Here is a 17948-nt window from a genome sequence, read left to right on the forward strand (position 1 = left end):
GATTATGTCCAAACGTGAGTATGATGAATCCGATTTAAACACCGGAAAAATGACGAAAAAGCAAAGGCAAGTATTTTGGGGAGCTATTTTCCTGATGGCTACCTCATCGATTGGACCTGGATTTTTGACGCAAACTTCTTATTTTACAAACCAGTTTGCAGCAAGTTTTGCATTTGCGATTCTGGTATCGATTATTATCGATATCGGCGCACAGTTAAACATATGGCGCGTATTGGTCGTTTCCAAAAAACGAGGGCAGGATGTAGCGAATATGGTATTGCCCGGATTGGGAACGTTCATTGCCATTTTAATTGTTTTAGGCGGCCTGGCATTTAACATCGGTAATGTCGGTGGGGCAGGTCTGGGGATGAACGTTTTATTTGGTATTTCACCCAAGGTTGGAGCAATCATTACCGCGATTCTTGCCGTAATTGTATTCAGTTTGAAAAACTCAGGTAAAATTATGGATTATGTTGCGTTGACACTTGGAATAGTCATGTTAACAATGGTTGCTATTGTGATGGTTACAACTTCCCCGCCAGTCGCAGAAGCAGCTGTAAACAGCGTATTCCCGGGGGATTATGGAGCAATGCTGCTGCCTGCCATTACGTTAATCGGCGGTACTGTAGGCGGTTATATAACGTTCGCAGGCGGGCATAGGCTGCTTGATGCTGGAATTAAAGGGAAAGAAAATGCCGGTTTTGCCGGGAGAGCTGCCAACTGGGGTGTTTTTACAACAGGGATAATGCGCGTATTTTTATTCCTGGCCATTCTTGGAGTGGTGACTGCAGGGTACACGTTGTCTGAAAGTCATCCGACTGCATCCGTTTTCCAGTATGCATTGGGTGATGCCGGTTATAAAATTTTTGGAGTTGTTTTATTTTCAGCAGCACTTACATCGGTTATCGGTGCGGCATACACCAGTGTATCGTTTATGCGCTCCTTTCATCCGGTTGTTGAAAAATATAACAATATCTTTATTATCGGATTTATTGTTTTCTCAACACTAATATTTGTATTGGTTGGAGAACCGGTGAAGATTCTGGTGCTTGTCGGATCGCTGAATGGTCTGATTCTGCCGCTTACATTGGGTGCGATTCTTGTTGCTTCAAGAAACAAAAAAATAGTCGGCGACTATCATCACCCGACATGGATGATTGTTTTTGGTGCAGTGGCAGTATTAATTACAATTATTGCAGGATACTTCTCACTTCAGGGAATTGCCGATATATGGACAGGCTGACGTAATTGTTCAGCGCATTTGTAAGTCGAAGGGAGAGGGATTATGGAATATACAGTATCACCGCTGGGGGATAAAGCGATTGTAATGGAATTCGGTGAGGATATGTCCGATGAAATACAAAAGCAAATCAGGACTGTTTCCGCCTGTTTGGATGACCATCCGCTGACCGGCATGGTCGAATATATCCCGGCTTATACGACCATTACTATTTTTTATAATGTGATGGAAGTGCTTAGGAATTCGACCGGGACGAACGCATATCATATGATGCTGGGTGAAATTGAAAAAATGGTTTCCCGGCTTCCGGAAAACCCCGATACAGAATCCAATATCGTCGAGATTCCGGTATGTTACGGGGGAGAATTTGGTCCGGATCTGGAAGTGGTTGCTCATGAGAATAACCTTACGGAGCAGGAGGTAATTGATATTCATGTGAATGGGGATTATACGGTGTATATGATTGGATTTGCACCGGGGTTCCCGTTTATCGGCGGTATGTCAAAGCAGATTGCTACGCCTAGAAAAGATTCACCTCGATTACACATTCCTGCTGGTTCAGTGGGCATCGCGGGCAGTCAGACCGGGGTATATCCGATTGAAACACCTGGCGGATGGCAATTGATTGGAAGAACGCCTGTAAAGCTGTTCCGGCCGGATGAGGAGGTACCTATCTTATTGAAGGCAGGCGATTCCATTCGCTTTTTCCCCATATCCGAAGAACAGTACAGCAATTGGGGAGGGTGAAGCCATGAGTATTAACGTAATAAAGTCCGGACTGTTAACAACAGTCCAGGATTCAGGACGTACTGGTTATCAGAAATATGGTGTTATTGTAAGTGGTGCAATGGATGCAAGTTCCAGCAGACTTGCCAATTTACTTGTTGATAATGCACCGGATGCCGGAGTACTGGAAATGACGATTGCCGGACCGATCCTTGAATTTCAGGAAGATGCACTGATTGCCATTTGCGGAGCGGATATGGCACCGGAAATTGACGGAAAACCGGTTCAGATGAATAAAGCTGTCTGGATCGGAAAAGCAAGCACATTGAAGTTTTCCTCAGTGCGGACAGGCTGCCGTACATATATGGCTGCTGCAGGAGGTATTGATGTGCCTCCGGTTATGGACAGCCGTTCCACGTATTTACGGGCCGGAATTGGCGGGTTTAATGGACGGGCATTGCAAAAAAAGGATGCATTGGCGGTCGGTACGCCATCCCAATATGCGGCAATGCGGATAGAACAAATGCAGAACCAAGCTGGTGCTGAGCATTTTCTTGAAATGGATTGGGGTGTGTCACTTGATCCTTTGCCTGATTATCGCGATGGGGCAGTGATACGTACAATTCCGGGGCGGCAGTCCGAATGGTTCACCAAAGAAAGCCATGCATTGTATTTGTCAGAAGCCTTTGGTGTTTCCACCCAATCTGACCGTATGGGCTATCGGTTAAATGGACCGCAATTGGCGTTGGAGAATCAGAAGGATCTATTGTCTGAAGCGGTATCTTTCGGTACGATTCAGGTTCCGCCGGATGGAAACCCGATTGTTCTGATGGCTGACAGGCAAACGACGGGCGGATATCCCAAAATCGGCCAGGTAATTACAGCGGACTTGCCGGTTATGGCACAATTAAAACCAGGCGAAAAAATTTATTTTAACGAAATTCAGCACAGCGAAGCACAGGCATTGCTGGTGGAAAGCGAAAAGGAGTTTGAACAACTGAAGGTAAGCATTCATTTGAAAAAAGAACAGGAGGACTATGCATGAAAATCGATATAAATTGTGATATGGGGGAAAGTTTCGGCGTATACAATATGGGACGGGACGAGGAAATCCTTGATTATATTACCTCGGCAAATATTGCCTGCGGATTTCACGCGGGTGATCAGTCCACAATGCGGAAGACAGTAAGAATGGCATTGGATAAAGATGTCGGTATCGGGGCACATCCCGGTTTTCCGGATTTGAACGGTTTTGGAAGAAGGTATATCGCATTATCTCCGGAAGAAATTTATGAATTGGTCATTTATCAGGTGGGTGCGCTGCAAGGTTTTGTTAAAGCGGAAGGCGCAAAGATGCAGCATGTGAAAGCACATGGAGCTTTATACAATCATGCCGCAAAAGATAAAGATGTTGCGGAAAGTATTGCAAAAGCGGTCTATGATCTGGATCCGGAGCTGATTCTGTTTGGTTTGGCAGGAGGGGAACTGGTCAAAGCCGGTGAAAAGATCGGGTTGCCGACAGCCAGTGAAGTGTTTGCTGACCGGACATACCAGGAAGATGGCTCGTTAACATCCAGACGTGAGAAGGATGCTCTTATATTGGATCAGGAAGTTGCTTCCAGTCAAGTTGTGGAGATGGCGAACAACGGAACAGTGCGGTCCCAGCAAGGTACAGATATTTCCATTAAAGCGGATACGGTTTGTATTCACGGTGATGGCATTCATGCGCTGGAATTTGCACAGCATATCAATCAGAAATTGGCCAGTGAAAATATCTCTGTTTCAAAGATAGGTACGTTTTTACCATAAAAGATAAGGAGGTCTTCTTGTGAATACACTTGCAAATGTGAGTCCCGCTGAGGCGCGGCAGTTGATTCGCGATGGGAAGTGGGTGAAGCCGACGTCCGGTGTTTCCAGTGGATTTACACAGGCGAATCTTGTTGTACTTCCTAAAGAATCCGCATTTGAATTTTTGTTATTTTGCCATCGAAACCCAAAGGCTTGTCCGGTTTTGGATGTTACGGAACCCGGTTTATTTGCACCGGCTGCAGTTGCACCTGAAGCCGATTTACGGACTGATATACCCAAATATCGTATTTACCGGAATGGCGTACTCGATGATGAACGTACGAATATAAAGGATCTTTGGCATGATGATATGGTTGGGTTTTTAATCGGGTGCAGTTTTACCTTTGAACAGGCATTAATCCGCAATGACATTCCGATTCGAAATATCGAGGAACAACGCAATGTACCAATGTATATCACGAATCGCAAATGTATCCGGGCGGGGAAATTTGAAGGTCCATTGGTTGTCAGCATGCGGCCTATGCAGGAAAAGGATGTTGTTCGGGCGGTTCAGGTTACATCGAGGTTCCCGTCGGTACATGGTTCTCCGGTTCATATTGGAAGTCCTGATACAATTGGAATCCATGATCTGGATCAACCCGACTTCGGCGATTCAGTTACCATCAATGAAGGAGAGGTACCGGTATTTTGGGCGTGCGGCGTGACCCCGCAGGCAGTGGCGATGAACAGCAAGCCGGAAATTATGATTACCCATGCACCAGGCCATATGTTTATTACAGATTTGAAGGACGAGCAGTTTTCCGTGCTCTAATAACCCTATTGACTAAAAAGAGACTGGGACAAAACGCATAAGTTTATCGAAAAAGATGAACAATCCACTAATATAGCGGAGGAAATATACGTAGACTCCTGCGGGAGGACAGGCCTAGATGAGACTCTGAAGTGCGTAGCACGAAGAGGCTCAACAGCCGCCCGCGGAAAGCGAAGTATATTTCCGGAGCGGCTATATGCACCATTTTTAATTAATTCGTATTTTTCTTTTGATAAAACTCTTTTGTCCCAGCTTTTTTTGTGTAGATTTTCATATAAAAACAATCTATGATTAACCACACGAAATCCAGCCCGCTTCTATGATAAAATGATAGAATGTGTGCCACAAAATGCACATTGATATTATTAAATCGGGAGTGGAACAACGTTGGATAAAAAAGATATTGCAGATATCCGAAAACAATTTAAACCAGATAATGAATTATTGAAAATACATGACATTTTTAACGTGTACATCATGAAGGAATCGAGTGATATTTACCATCACCAGAGTATGCCGTTTGACATGCTGGAACAGGAACAGCAGGAATTGTTCCTGGACAATTTCAAAAAAGTGCTGTCAGGTCAACCGGATGAAAAGTTATTTGAATTAAAGTTTCAGCGTGACGTGGAAAACAGCAGTCAGCTTATCCTCCATAAAGGGCTGTTAAGCAATGATACCGAAGAATGGAAACAGCAGATGCTTCAGCTTGTCGAGAAGATGCTGAAAGACAAGCAATATGAAATGGATATTGTTGTAACGTTTATTCACGGGGAATATATGAAGCCGATGAAGAATATGAGTGATGAGTCAGAAGAAAGTGAGCGGGACAAGGTTTTCTCGAATCCGTTTATATTATGCAGTATGAATAAAACGCAGGATCCAAAAAAAGAATTGCTGTTTGACTATGTGGAAAAAGAGTTCAAGTATAATATTGTCGTCGATCCGATTATTAATCTGAAATCTCCTATTTCAGGATTTTTGTTTCCTTCCATCACGGATAATGCAGCAGATGTTAATCGTGTGCTTTATGCAGCAGGAAAGAAGAATGAACCGAGTTATCATTTTATGGAAGATGTGTTGGATGCAGAAGAAATTATGACCGCCGCCCAGGATAAACTGGTTTTTGAAGAAATAGTAAATAAAGTTGCCGGTGATCAGGCAATGAATACGTCCAAGCTATCGAATGTATATGATGAGATTCATCGGGTTGTGGAAGAGAATGAAGAAGAAGATGTTCCAAAAATGGACTACAAGGACGTTGAACAGGTTTTAACAAGTAGTGGAATAGAAGATGTGAACACGGAAAAAGTGGAGTCCGCTTTTAAAACAGTACTTGATGATGAACAATATGAATTTAAAGCAACCAGTGTGGTGCCGAAATATAATTCCAAATCGATTAAAATCGAAACGAAAATTGCGAATATCTCCATCAGCCCGCAGGATTTAAGGCACGTACGTCAGGTTCACTTTGACGGGAAAAGTTATTTGATGATGGAAGTGGAAGAAAATACGATGATTGAAGGATTTGAAATGATTCCGGAAGCGTTATTTGAAAAAGCGCCTGATGATGAAGAATGATTTACTGTATTCCCGGGAATTTATATGAAAAATGCAAAAAATGAATGGGCAAATTAAAAAGACAGCATATGGGTAAATGAAGGTGGAAATGTAATGGAAAATCAAACAAACGTAATCTTGGACTGTGACCCGGGACACGATGATGCGATAGCTATTATCCTGGCAGCTTCAAAGATAAGCCCTCTCAAAATAGAAGCAATTACAACTGTTGCAGGAAATGTCGATGTTGAAAAAAATACGTTAAATGCGCTTAGGATTTGTGACATTGCAGGATTAACCGATGTACCTGTAGCTCAAGGCTCCACGAAACCATTGCTTCACAAGATGGAAATTGCTGAGGAAATCCATGGGGAAACAGGTTTGGAAGGCCCAAAACTTCCGGATGAACCAAGTAAAAAGGCCGTTCGTCAGCATGCAGTTGATTTAATTATTGATAAAGTGATGAAGTCGGATGGCGATATAACGTTAGTTCCAACCGGTCCATTAACAAATATTGCCCTAGCGATGATTCGCGTACCGGACATCATCCCGAAAATTAAAGAAATCGTGTTAATGGGTGGCGGCACATTCGGCAACTGGACCCCGGCTGCTGAATTTAACATCTACGTCGATGCCGAAGCGGCTAAAGTAGTCTTTGAAAGTGGTGTGCCCATTACAATGTTTGGTCTGGATGTGACACACCAGGCGTTGGCAACACAGAAAACAATTGACGAACTATCTGGAATTAAAAATCCTGTTTCGCATTTTGTTGTGGATTTATTGAAGTTTTTTATTAAATCAAATCAGGATGTTTTTGGACTGGAGGGCGGACCGATTCATGATGCCTGTACAGTGGCATATTTAATCGATCCAACTATTTTTGATTTTAAACATGTACGGGTGGATATTGAAACCAGGGGTGAATTTACGTATGGCATGACGTGTATCGATATACAGGGAGTCACCAGACGGGAACCGAATGTCAACTTTGCCTATCAGTTAAACAAGGACAAGTTCTGGAATATGTTTGAAGAAGTATTAAAATCGTATAGGGAATGATAGTGGGGAGACGTTATACTAAAGGAATATGTGGAGTATAAGGCCTTTTCTAAAGAAAAGCTGAAATTATTATCGTTCACATCGAATCCCGACAGGTTAATGAGAGGGAGATATTCGCATAATAACTTCCAATTTGGGGTAACCAAACTATAGAATATTCTGCACGGGAGGTTTTATATAATGGACAAAATGAATCGAGGAGTTATAACGGCGTTATCTTCAATTGGGATAGCTCAGGCCCTTAAAGTATACACACATAAGCGACTGACAGGAAAGTGGGATATAAAACAAGCAGTTACAACAGGCGGGATGCCAAGTTCGCATTCAGCGGGTGTTTCAGCACTTGCCGCTTATATTGCGGCAAATAAAGGGTCACGGCATACGGAAACGGCATTGGCAGCCATTTTCGGTGTGATTGTCATGTATGATGCACAAGGGGTTCGCCGACACACCGGTGAAATTGCGCAGCTCGTCAATGATCTGGAAGATAAATTTGCCGATCTTTCCGGAGAATTTCCGAGCTTTGAATTTGTAGCAAGGGACAAGCAATTGAAGGAACTCCTCGGGCATCAGCCACTGGAAGTTTTGGGTGGAGCAGTGTTAGGCGGACTCCTGGGGTTAATTTCTGCTAAATACGAGGATAGAGGGGATTAAGCAAAAGCGCAGGGTGCAATTGTTCCCGCGCTTTTTCAATCATTGCCAATCCCATACAATGCTTTTATATAGAAGAGTGATAACTGCTCGACAATGAGTTCCAGACTGTTTTTGTTATCTAATAACAGTCTTGCGCTTGGGTGGTTCAAAGCATGGAGATTCCTCATGTGCTGGATTGTGCCTGTTACGATTGGAATTGTGTTGGTATTTTCGCTTTAAATTTTATAGCATGATGATAGATGTGCTGCTGGTATTATTAATTAACCGGCAGCTTTTTTCGTGTAGCTGGGACATTTCCATTAAAGATTTGAAAGTTGCAGTGCAAAATTGAAAGGGTGATTTTGAAACACAAACAATTCGTGTTTCGTAAGATAAAGTAACGGCACTAGTAAACAAGGAGGATTTGATGGGAGAATCCATTTACTTTACAGATAATTTCTTTTCAGCAGGAACTACAGAAATATTTAATGGTGATCAGGAGAAAATCGGTTCAATTGACCTGAAGAGTGCTTTTTCCTCAAGTGTTGATATTCTAGATGTGCAAGGTAATATTGTCGCGAAGGGTTCCTTCCGCTTTCTGTCAAGAGGGTGGAACGTAATTGACTATTGTGAGCAGGAGATTGGCAAATTGAAGCAGCGTTTTGCTTTTTTTGCTAAGAAATTTGTCTATCATTCTTATCATCATGGAGAATATGAAATTAAATCAGAGGCATTTTCTAAGGAATTCGATATTTTTGATCAGAATGGAAATCCCGTTGCTGCATTCAGAAAAGTAAGTGGCTTTTTTCAGTCACCTGCATATGAATTGAACAGTCAATCGACTAAGTTATCAAAGGAAGAATTAATAGCGGTTGTTATGGGCGTCAATATGATTATGAAACGTAATAATTCTACAGGCACGGCTGGTGGAGCAGGTTCTTAGATAGGAGATTCCATAAAGATTTGGGTGATTATAGTGATAAAAATAATCCGCCATTGAGCGATCAGGTGGATTATTTTTATTCTGTTGCCGATTTCGTTGGTGTAACTTTGCCGAGGCAATCACTTTAATCCAAATAAGACAATCCATAGTTCGTAAAATTATTAATCATGACAGCCATTTCTTTAGGGGATTGATCCATGTCGTTCTCAATCCAATCTTTAATGATGTTTATCGCTCCACTCACAACGAACGTACTTAAGTATCGCGAGTTTACCTCATCTAAATGATTGACAGGCCTCCAATTATTCATCATAAAACGTTGAGCGATGTTCATCAGCCGTTGTTCAAACGTTGGGTCTCCATTTTTCATCAGTAATGTTTGAAACATAAATTTGTTATTTGTAATGTATTCCATTAATTTTTGCGTCATTTTTAGTGACTCTTCTTCGATGGTAAAGCTGTAACTGCTCAGGTATTTATTCATATCCTCGGTGATTTCGTCTTCGATTTTACCAAGCAGATCATAGTGATCTGCATAATGTGTGTAAAAGGTGGAGCGATTAATATCTGCCAATTCACAGACTTCTTTTACCGTAATAGCGGAAATAGGCTTTTCCGCCAGTAATGTAATGAGACTTTCCTTCAGTACGTTGCGTGTGTATTTTTTACGTCGATCCAACTTCTCACTCAATTTGATAAGCCCCTTTTTGTGATGTTTTTGCGAAAATCCAACACAATCCAATAAAGTGTTGAAAAGCTGACGGATTCTATAAAACTGTCTGTTGAATATCCAACACAGTGTCTATTACAATAATAAGGTGTGTAAAGGTTAGATTGCAAGAGAGGATGACGCCTTATTGACCCGTCAGCAAGAATCATTAAACATAAAAAATCGATTGTTCTAACATTTGTCATAATCGCGCTGATTAGTACGGTTGCGCAATTTGCGGTTTCCGTGAACTACAATATGGTTGATTATTTGCCGGATGATGCACCATCAATGCAGGCCATGGATTTAATGGAAAAGGAATTTGATACGCCGATTGCGAATGCGCGTGTTATGGTTCGTGATGTATCGATTACTGAGGCTTTAGCATACAAAGAAAAACTGAAAGCAATTGAAGGGGTAACCGGAGTAACTTGGCTGGATGATGTGATTGATTTAAAAAAGCCAATTGAAATGGCTGATCAAAATACGGTGGAAACGTATTATACAGATGATATTGCTTTATTTTCGATAACGATTCGTGATGGCGCTGAAGTTGAAACGACGGATCAAATTTATAATTTGATTGGTGAGGAAAACGCTATTTCAGGAGAGGCAGTAGATACAGCGGTATCACAAAAAATGGCTGGTCAGGAGTCATTAAATGCAGCGTTGTTATTAATTCCAATCATTATCATCATTTTAGTACTATCGACGAATTCCTGGGTGGAACCGGTATTCTTCTTAACAGCGATTGGAATTTCAGTTGTCATTAATTTAGGAACGAATATTTTCATCGGTGAAATATCGTACGTTACACAGTCGGTGGCACCGATTCTGCAGCTGGCCGTATCGTTGGATTATGCTATCTTTTTACTGCATAGTTTTCAGGATTATCGCAAACAAGTTTCAGATCCGAAAGAAGCGATGCGGTTAGCTATTAAACAATCGTTTCCGGCAATTGCGGCCAGTGCATCGACAACGTTTTTCGGTTTTATCGCACTGACATTTATGGATTTTGGAATTGGTGCTGATTTAGGCGTTAACCTTGTAAAAGGAATTGCGCTAAGCTTTATCAGTGTCATCGTCTTCTTACCTGCTTTAACGCTGATGTTTTACAAGTGGATTGATCGGACGCAGCACAAACCATTAGTGCCGAACTTTAAAAATATCGGCAAATGGGTAATGAAGTTCAGGATTCCAAGTTTACTGTTAGTCCTGGTCCTGATCGTTCCGGCATTTTTAGCCCAAAGCCAAACAACTTTTATTTACGGTACTGGTGAACACCCGGAATCAACGCGGGCTGGTGCAGATGCAGCTGCTATTCAAGAGGAGTTTGGGCAAAACACCCCGATGGTTCTGCTTGTTCCGAAAGGGGATATGGCGAAGGAAGAAGAGCTCGTCCAACATTTGAAGGAACTTCCTAATGTGTCGAGTGTCATTTCATACGTGAGTACTGTCGGTTCCGCCATTCCGCCTGGCTATTTGGAAGAAGCGGCGACAGAGCCATTTTATTCAGAAAATTACACGCGAATCACACTGAACACTGAGACTGGTTCAGAGGGTGAAAAAGCCTTTTCGTTAATTGAGGATGTTCGGGATACAGCTGAATCGTATTATAATCAGGTTCACCTGCTCGGTGAAAGTGTGACGCTGTATGATATAAAAAACATCGTTGAAGAAGACAACACAGTTGTGAATTTACTGACGGTTATTACGATTGCCATCGTTCTTTTCGTCACATTCCGATCGATCTCCATACCTGTTGTCTTATTACTGACGATTCAATCGGCTGTATGGTTGAACTTATCGGTCCCATACTTTGCGAATCAGTCACTGGTATATGTCGGATATCTGATTATCAGTACGGTACAGCTGGCCGCAACAGTCGATTACGGTATTCTTTTCACAGAATATTATACGAAGCTGCGTCAGGAAATGCCTGCCATGAAGGCGATTAAGAAAACGATTGATGATAAAGTTTTTGCGATATTTATCTCCGCTTCGATTTTATCAAGTGTCGGATTTATTTTATCGCTCACATCATCAAATCCGATAGTGTCGTCGATTGGCTTACTATTGGGCAGGGGGGCATTGCTTGCATTTCTAATGGTTGTATTCGTTCTGCCGGCTATGTTGGTCCTATTTGATCGAGTAATTGAAAAAACAACGTTAAAAGCAAACTTTTATAAGGGAAAGGGGACTCATGATGAGGTTTAAACGATTAATCGCAGTATTGATGGTAGGTCTGCTTGTGATACAGCCGCTTTCTGCATCATCTGCAGCAGGTGATTCTTCATCAGAGAAGAAAGATTCACAAAATAAAGGGTCGTATTCCGAGAAAAATGAAGTCGTGTATGCCACATTGGATGCGACTGGTGATCAGGAAGCAATGTATGTAGTCAATAATTTCACGGTGGATAAACCTGGGAAAATGGTTGACTATGGATCTTATACCAGTATTGAAAATCTAACCAATTTAACGGATATTGAACAAAACGACAACAAGGTTACGTTTAATGCAACAGGAGACCAGTTTTATTATCAGGGAAATTTAGAGGGTCAATCCTTACCTTGGGATATCAATGTTTCCTATACATTAAACGGTAAAAAATTGCCGCCAGAAAAACTGTTAGGAAAAGATGGGCAGCTTGAGATTCATATCGAAACGAAAGCGAACGAAAAGGCTCGTTCCACTTTTTTCAAAAATTATATGCTGCAAATTTCAGTTCCTTTAAATACGGATATTTTTCAAAATATCAAAACGAAAAACGGCATGATTGCAAGTGCAGGGAAGAATAAACAAGTTACCTTTACTGTTATGCCCGGAAAAGAAGAAAATTTTGTTGTGAAAGCTGATGTCAATGATTTGGAAATGGAAAGTATTAAAATAAATGCCATGCCGCCTTCCATGTCGATTGATAAGCCAAATGCCGGTAACATGAAAAATGATATGAAGTCTTTGTCAGATGCTACAGCGCAAATTAATAAAGCGGTTGGTAAACTGAATGAAGGAATCGCTGAATTAAATGATGGTGCGGTCAGATTGCAGGAAGGTTCTGCGTCGTATAAAAAAGGAATCAATAAACTTGCTGATCAATCATCCAAACTGATAGCGGGTTCAAAGGAAATTGGTGAAGCGCTCGAAAATATCAGTCAGTCATTGGGAAGCAGTTCCAATGGGATGAACATAGGTAAATTCAAGGAATTGCAAAATGGTCTTACTGCAATCGCGAATGGACTGAAAAAAACAGAAGAGGGGTTATCCAGTTTAAAAGCAAATTATGCAAAAGCCTTTACCACATTGGATCAATCCATCGGTGCGGTTCCGGCCTATGATATTTCTAAAAAAGAAATACAGAAACTAAAAAAGAGCAATGCGGACCCTGAAGTTGTTAATAAACTGATTGAAACCTATCAAAAGGCTCAGACAGCAAAAGGTACGTATTCCAAAGTAAAAAAAGCCTTTAAAGCGGTGAATCCAACACTTGAAGGCGTTATAAGTTCACTGCAAAAGATTCAGACGAATATCCAAACCATGGCTGATAAACTGGGCCAAAGTTTAAACAATACTAAGCTGGATGAGTCGATGAAAAAATTACAGCAGGGATTAAGTAAATTGTCATCCAATTATAATACGTTTCATTCCGGTTTGAGCGATTATACGAACGGTGTAGCGGAATTATCATCATCCTATAGCAAGCTGCATAGTGGTGTGACGGAACTGACCAATGGAACAAATGAACTGGAAAATGGTGTGAATGAACTTCATAAAGGCACCGGAGAATTAGCTGAATCAACGGATGATTTGCCTGATCAAATGCAATCTGAAATCGATCAAATGATGAATAAGTACGATAAATCAGATTTTGATCCCGTTTCATATGTTTCATCAAAAAATAATAAGGTTAAGAACGTACAGTTTGTCATCAAAACAGAAAGCATCAAAAAAGAGGAAGACAAACAGGAAGATCAACCAAAAGAGGAAGCGGAAAAAGGATTTTGGGATAGACTATTGAATTTGTTCAGATAGTGTAGTGCTGTTGTGTGAGGTGCGCTGTCACCAGAAATAAAGGCCTGGTGACAGCCAAGTTTACTAATGTCAGTCACTCGACACTACTCCAAATTGGTTCGGATGACAGGCACTTGAAACATTCACAACAACCTGACTTGAAGCTTTTCGGATATTAACTGACGGTAGTGATCGAACTCCTCGATTCCCTTGAAATTAGCCAGAAGTCCTTGGATGACAAATTCTTTCGTATCGGGTTTTTTCATTTCTGAAATCATGAAATCAATTACACCTTGAAGTTCATTAATTTCTTTATCATCCAGTTTCAGATCGTTTAACAATTTTTGCATTTCCAGCAAAGTATTGATTACTTCTTTTTTAATCATTTTTTCGGGTAATTTTATATCGGAAAAGATAGGCTGCAATTTCTCTTCCGTAAGAATAGGCGGTGTATTGTTCGACAACAGATTAGCAGCTATCGTGTCAAATTGTTCCACAATAAAAGAGGCAAGCTCATCGATATCCACCTCCATATCACTTCGGATCAGAACTTGAAAATAACGGTTTTTGATTCCCTCGATGATATTCACAAGATCAGCGACATATGGTTTAATTCTCTCACCGTAAATGGAAATAAGGGTTTGTTTATACCAGTTGTGTGTTTCATACTCCATTAATCGGACAAACTCAAACAGTTCTTGGTTTAATGTAATGGCCTGCTCTTTTAATTGCGTGATAATAAAACTTTTGTGTCTTAATATTTCACGGAATTGTACCTCCACTTGTTTAACAAAATTCTCTTTTGCACTTCGCTTTTCGTCGACAGCATTTTGGACATTTTCCTGTATTAAATCGTAATAGTACTTAAACAGTTCAAGCAGCAGCTCATCCTTTGATTGGAAGTGCAAATAGAAAGCGCCCTTGGATAGGTTGCTTTTATCAGCGATTTCCTGAATGGATGTTGCATAAAAGCCTTTGCGCGCAAACAACTCAAAGGAAGTTTCAATGATTTTTTTCTTTTTTTCATTCATATTGTTTCCCGACCTTTAGTGTATTTCTGACCAATCAGTCATATTTATTTTGACCATACTGTTTCTGCAATTATAATAGCAGAAGCATTATTGGATAGCAAGTAATACTTCGTACAAAAAAACGTAACAACTTATATGGCAGATACTCCTTGCATATTTGTCGGATTTGATTTATATTTAGTTGTGTTCTGACCAGTCAGTCATATATTTTCCAGCAATGAAGGAGTGTACTTTTTGAAGAAAATCATTAATTTCTCGCTGAACAATAAATTTGCTATTTGGATATTAACTGTCATGGTAGTTGTCGCGGGATTGTATTCCGGTTTTAAAATGAATCAGGAAACAATGCCTGATATTACGATGCCGAACGTTTCGGTCATGACGACTTATCCAGGAGCAGCCCCGGATGAGGTTGCCAATGAAGTAACCGAACCGATTGAACAGAGGGTGCAAAACCTTAAAGGAGTAGAACTTGTGAGCTCTACTTCATTAGCAAATGCTTCTTCTGTTCAAATTCAATTTAATTTTGATACCAATATGGATAAGGCAGCCACCAAGGTAGAAAGTGCTTTATCCGATTTACAACTGCCGGAAGGGGCAGAAGAGCCGAACGTTTCGCGGATAAGCATGAATGCATTTCCGGTTATTGCCCTAAGCATTACGGATGAAGACCGTTCCCTTTCCAACCTGACTACAGTTGCAGAAGACGACGTTGTTCCGGTACTGGAAGGTTTGGAAGGTGTCTCTGATGTTCAGATTACCGGACAGCAGGTGCAAAAAGTAACCATTGATTTTGATAATGAAGAAATGGCTAAGTACGGTTTATCACCAGAGAAAATTAAAAAACTGATTGAAGGATCAAATGTTTCTTTCCCACTTGGTTTAACGAATTTCGATGGTGAAGTAAAGAATGTCGTCATCGATGGAAACATAACAACGGTTGATGATCTAAAGAATTTGGAGATTCCAGCTGTACCGGCCGCGGCTGGTCAGTCAGCGCAACAGGGCGAAATGGCTCAGCAATCTCCTGCACAGCAAGGCCAAATGGGAAGTGCTGGTTCAGAGACTGCCCAACAGAACCAGGCCCAGGCGAATATTCCGACCGTACAACTGCGTGATCTTGCAGATATTAAGGTTGTCGGTGAAGTTGAATCTATTTCCAAAACAAATGGAGAAGAATCAATCGGCATTCAAATCGTTAAAGCATCCGATGCCAATACGGTTGAAGTCGTCAATCGGGTCAAAGATGAGATTGCTTCTTTTGAAGAGGAACTTGGAATTTCTGTCATAAATACCTTTGACCAGGGTGAGCCGATTGAGGAATCCGTCAATACAATGCTGAGTAAGGCATTGTTCGGTGCGCTCTTTGCCGTTGTCATTATTTTGCTGTTTTTAAGAAGTATGAAAACAACACTGATTTCAATTGTATCCATTCCGTTATCTCTGCTGATGGCGGTGTTCCTGCTGCATCAGATGGATATAACATTAAATATTATGACGTTAGGTGCTTTAACGGTTGCGATTGGACGGGTGATTGATGATTCGATTGTAGTCATTGAAAACATTTACAGGCGTATGCAATTAACGGATGAAGAGCTTCGCGGAAAGGATTTGATTCGTGAAGCAACCCGGCAGATGTTTATTCCAATTGCATCTTCAACTATTGTTACGATTGCAGTATTTTTACCACTTGGCTTGGTAAGCGGGCAAGTTGGTGAGATGTTCATGCCATTTGCACTAGCAGTTGTCTTTGCGCTGTCAGCTTCATTAATTGTCGCCGTGACGATTGTTCCAATGCTGGCACACTCTTTATTCAGAAAAAAACTGTATAAAAAAGACGTTTCGGATAAGCAAACAAGCCACCGAAAGAAAAGCAGTCTGTCCAGATTTTATAAAGGTGTCCTGGATTGGACATTAAACCATAAAATCATTACTTTTGGCGGCGCGACAGCAGTACTGGTTGGAAGCTTGTTCCTTGTGCCGGTAATCGGCGTCAGCTTTCTCCCGCAGGATGCACAGAAAATGATGATGGCTACGTACAGCCCGGAACCCGGCCAAACGAAAGAAGAAGCAAAAGAAACAGCACTTGATGCGGAGGAGTTTTTCAGTGAACGTGAAGGCGTAACAACCTTTCAATTTTCAATGGGTGGCGGTGGCCCAATGGGAATGGGGGGAGAAAATTCAGCGCTATTCTTTGTTGAGTATGACGAAGACTTTGAAGGAATCAGTCAGGAAACGACAGAAGTTATCCAGACATTGAATGAAAACACCAAAAATGGTGAATGGGGAACAATCGACTTTGCTAGTACTGGCGGTGGATTAGAGCTGTTTGTCTATGGTGATAACATGGAGGAAATCCAAAGCGCTTCAGATAAAATCCTGTCCAATATGAAAGATAATTCAGACCTGAAAAAAGTTGAGTCAAGTTTGTCAGAAGCGTATGATCAATTTACTCTGGTTGCGAACCAGGAAAAGCTGAGTCAATATGGGCTGACAGCAGCACAGGTCGGTATGAATTTACGCAGTACAGGTTCAGCACCAGTACTCACAACGGTTGAGCATAACGGTGAGGATATTAATGTGTACGTTAAAACAGAAGAGAAAACGTATGAAGGTATTGATGATCTGACAAATACAACGATTCAAACACCACTCGGATCCAAGGTTGAAGTGGGTGAAGTGATGGATGTCAAAAAAGGAAAAGCACCAGACACCATTACGCGAAGAGATGGTCAGATGTATGCGTCGCTCAGTGCGGAAGTGAAAACGGATGATGTAGCAGCCGTATCTGCTGAGCTGAAAGATGCGATAGATGATACGAAACTGCCAAACAGTGTGAATGTGGAATTTGGCGGTGTAACAGAACAGATTAATGAATCATTTACACAGTTGGGCTTAGCAATGCTTGCGGCAATAGCGATTGTTTACTTCGTACTTGTTGTGACATTTGGCGGTGCATTAGCACCACTGGCAATTCTGTTCTCCCTGCCATTTACCATTATTGGCGGCCTTGTCGCACTGTGGATTTCCGGTGAGCCATTGAGCGTATCGGCGATGATAGGCGCCTTGATGCTCATAGGTATTGTCGTAACGAACGCAATTGTGTTGATTGACCGCGTGATTCATAATGAAAAAGAAGGCTTTTCTGTACGGGAAGCACTACTGGAAGCTGGTTCGACCCGCCTACGTCCTATATTAATGACCGCCCTTGCCACAATTGGAGCACTTATTCCATTGGCAATCGGTCTTGAAGGTGGAGGGCTGATTTCGAAAGGGCTTGGCGTTACAGTGATTGGTGGTCTGGCAAGTTCCACATTATTAACACTGGTTATTGTGCCAATTGTTTATGAGGCATTCGCCAAGTTTCGGAAAAAAGAATTGAAATAAATTATAAGCTAGTATCTTGGATTGAATCTAA

Annotated in this window: 14 protein-coding genes; 12 read left to right on the forward strand and 2 right to left on the reverse strand. The window is 41.4% G+C overall.

Features of this window, described 5'->3' with window-relative positions:
• The first annotated feature begins 4 nt into the window (after positions 1-4).
• The 9 genes from HUX68_RS01190 (at position 5) to HUX68_RS01230 (ending at position 8781) form a co-directional block, all read left to right on the forward strand.
• Complete coding sequence (locus HUX68_RS01190; RefSeq protein WP_174612932.1) at positions 5-1243, forward strand: NRAMP family divalent metal transporter; 1239 nt, start codon at positions 5-7, stop codon at positions 1241-1243.
• A 42-nt stretch (positions 1244-1285) separates the two neighbouring features.
• Positions 1286-1987, forward strand: a complete 702-nt coding sequence (gene pxpB / locus HUX68_RS01195; RefSeq protein ID WP_174612933.1) for a 5-oxoprolinase subunit PxpB — start codon at positions 1286-1288, stop codon at positions 1985-1987.
• Between the two features lie 4 nt (positions 1988-1991).
• Positions 1992-3011: a 5-oxoprolinase subunit C family protein gene (locus HUX68_RS01200; protein ID WP_174612934.1), complete on the forward strand. Its 1020-nt coding sequence runs from the start codon at positions 1992-1994 to the stop codon at positions 3009-3011.
• Positions 3008-3775 carry a LamB/YcsF family protein gene (locus HUX68_RS01205; RefSeq protein WP_174612935.1) on the forward strand — a complete coding sequence of 256 codons (768 nt, stop codon included), beginning with the start codon at positions 3008-3010 and terminating at the stop codon, positions 3773-3775. The genes HUX68_RS01200 and HUX68_RS01205 overlap by 4 nt, the downstream gene beginning before the upstream one ends.
• 19 nt (positions 3776-3794) lie before the next feature.
• The gene (locus HUX68_RS01210; protein WP_174612936.1) at positions 3795-4586 is read left to right on the forward strand and encodes a putative hydro-lyase; all 792 of its coding nucleotides are present in this window, start codon (positions 3795-3797) and stop codon (positions 4584-4586) included.
• A 387-nt stretch (positions 4587-4973) separates the two neighbouring features.
• Positions 4974-6167 (forward strand): DUF4317 domain-containing protein, encoded by a 1194-nt coding sequence (locus HUX68_RS01215; RefSeq protein WP_174612937.1) that lies wholly within the window; start codon positions 4974-4976, stop codon positions 6165-6167.
• Positions 6168-6260: 93 nt separating this feature from the next.
• Complete coding sequence (locus HUX68_RS01220) at positions 6261-7205, forward strand: nucleoside hydrolase (protein WP_174612938.1); 945 nt, start codon at positions 6261-6263, stop codon at positions 7203-7205.
• A gap of 180 nt (positions 7206-7385) precedes the next feature.
• Complete coding sequence (locus HUX68_RS01225) at positions 7386-7859, forward strand: divergent PAP2 family protein (RefSeq protein WP_174612939.1); 474 nt, start codon at positions 7386-7388, stop codon at positions 7857-7859.
• Positions 7860-8265: 406 nt separating this feature from the next.
• On the forward strand, positions 8266-8781 hold the full coding sequence (locus tag HUX68_RS01230) for an LURP-one-related family protein (RefSeq protein ID WP_174612940.1): 516 nt from the start codon (positions 8266-8268) through the stop codon (positions 8779-8781).
• 124 nt (positions 8782-8905) lie between these two features.
• On the opposite strand, the gene HUX68_RS01235 is transcribed toward HUX68_RS01230, so the two are convergent.
• Positions 8906-9472: a TetR/AcrR family transcriptional regulator gene (locus HUX68_RS01235; protein WP_174612941.1), complete on the reverse strand. Its 567-nt coding sequence runs from the start codon at positions 9470-9472 to the stop codon at positions 8906-8908.
• Positions 9473-9748: 276 nt separating this feature from the next.
• Between HUX68_RS01235 and HUX68_RS01240 the strand changes: the two genes are divergently transcribed.
• Both HUX68_RS01240 and HUX68_RS01245 read left to right on the forward strand, forming a co-directional pair.
• Positions 9749-11707 (forward strand): efflux RND transporter permease subunit, encoded by a 1959-nt coding sequence (locus HUX68_RS01240; protein ID WP_246206736.1) that lies wholly within the window; start codon positions 9749-9751, stop codon positions 11705-11707.
• Positions 11697-13520, forward strand: a complete 1824-nt coding sequence (locus HUX68_RS01245) for a Rad50 family protein (protein WP_174612942.1) — start codon at positions 11697-11699, stop codon at positions 13518-13520. Before HUX68_RS01240 ends, HUX68_RS01245 begins: the two co-directional genes overlap by 11 nt.
• Positions 13521-13642: 122 nt before the next feature.
• On the opposite strand, the gene HUX68_RS01250 is transcribed toward HUX68_RS01245, so the two are convergent.
• A complete protein-coding gene (locus tag HUX68_RS01250; protein ID WP_174612943.1) occupies positions 13643-14530 on the reverse strand; it encodes a TetR/AcrR family transcriptional regulator in 888 nt (295 codons plus the stop codon).
• A gap of 234 nt (positions 14531-14764) precedes the next feature.
• Here HUX68_RS01250 and HUX68_RS01255 point away from each other — a divergent pair, with 234 nt between their 5' ends.
• Positions 14765-17917, forward strand: coding sequence for an efflux RND transporter permease subunit (locus HUX68_RS01255; protein ID WP_174612944.1), 3153 nt, complete (start codon positions 14765-14767; stop codon positions 17915-17917).
• The last annotated feature ends 31 nt before the right edge of the window (positions 17918-17948 follow it).

It is taken from the genome of Virgibacillus ihumii (genome assembly GCF_902726655.1).
Classification (GTDB): domain Bacteria; phylum Bacillota; class Bacilli; order Bacillales; family Amphibacillaceae; genus Lentibacillus; species Lentibacillus ihumii.

Coding starts and splice junctions, on each gene's coding strand:
- HUX68_RS01225 (WP_174612939.1), top strand. CDS start 7,386: ATGGACAAAATGAATCGAGGAGTTATAACGGCGTTATCTTCAATTGGG.
- HUX68_RS01205 (WP_174612935.1), top strand. CDS start 3,008: ATGAAAATCGATATAAATTGTGATATGGGGGAAAGTTTCGGCGTATAC.
- HUX68_RS01200 (WP_174612934.1), top strand. CDS start 1,992: ATGAGTATTAACGTAATAAAGTCCGGACTGTTAACAACAGTCCAGGAT.
- HUX68_RS01190 (WP_174612932.1), top strand. CDS start 5: ATGTCCAAACGTGAGTATGATGAATCCGATTTAAACACCGGAAAAATG.
- HUX68_RS01220 (WP_174612938.1), top strand. CDS start 6,261: ATGGAAAATCAAACAAACGTAATCTTGGACTGTGACCCGGGACACGAT.
- HUX68_RS01240 (WP_246206736.1), top strand. CDS start 9,749: ATGGTTGATTATTTGCCGGATGATGCACCATCAATGCAGGCCATGGAT.
- HUX68_RS01230 (WP_174612940.1), top strand. CDS start 8,266: ATGGGAGAATCCATTTACTTTACAGATAATTTCTTTTCAGCAGGAACT.
- HUX68_RS01250 (WP_174612943.1), bottom strand. CDS start 14,530: ATGAATGAAAAAAAGAAAAAAATCATTGAAACTTCCTTTGAGTTGTTT.
- HUX68_RS01245 (WP_174612942.1), top strand. CDS start 11,697: ATGAGGTTTAAACGATTAATCGCAGTATTGATGGTAGGTCTGCTTGTG.
- pxpB (WP_174612933.1), top strand. CDS start 1,286: ATGGAATATACAGTATCACCGCTGGGGGATAAAGCGATTGTAATGGAA.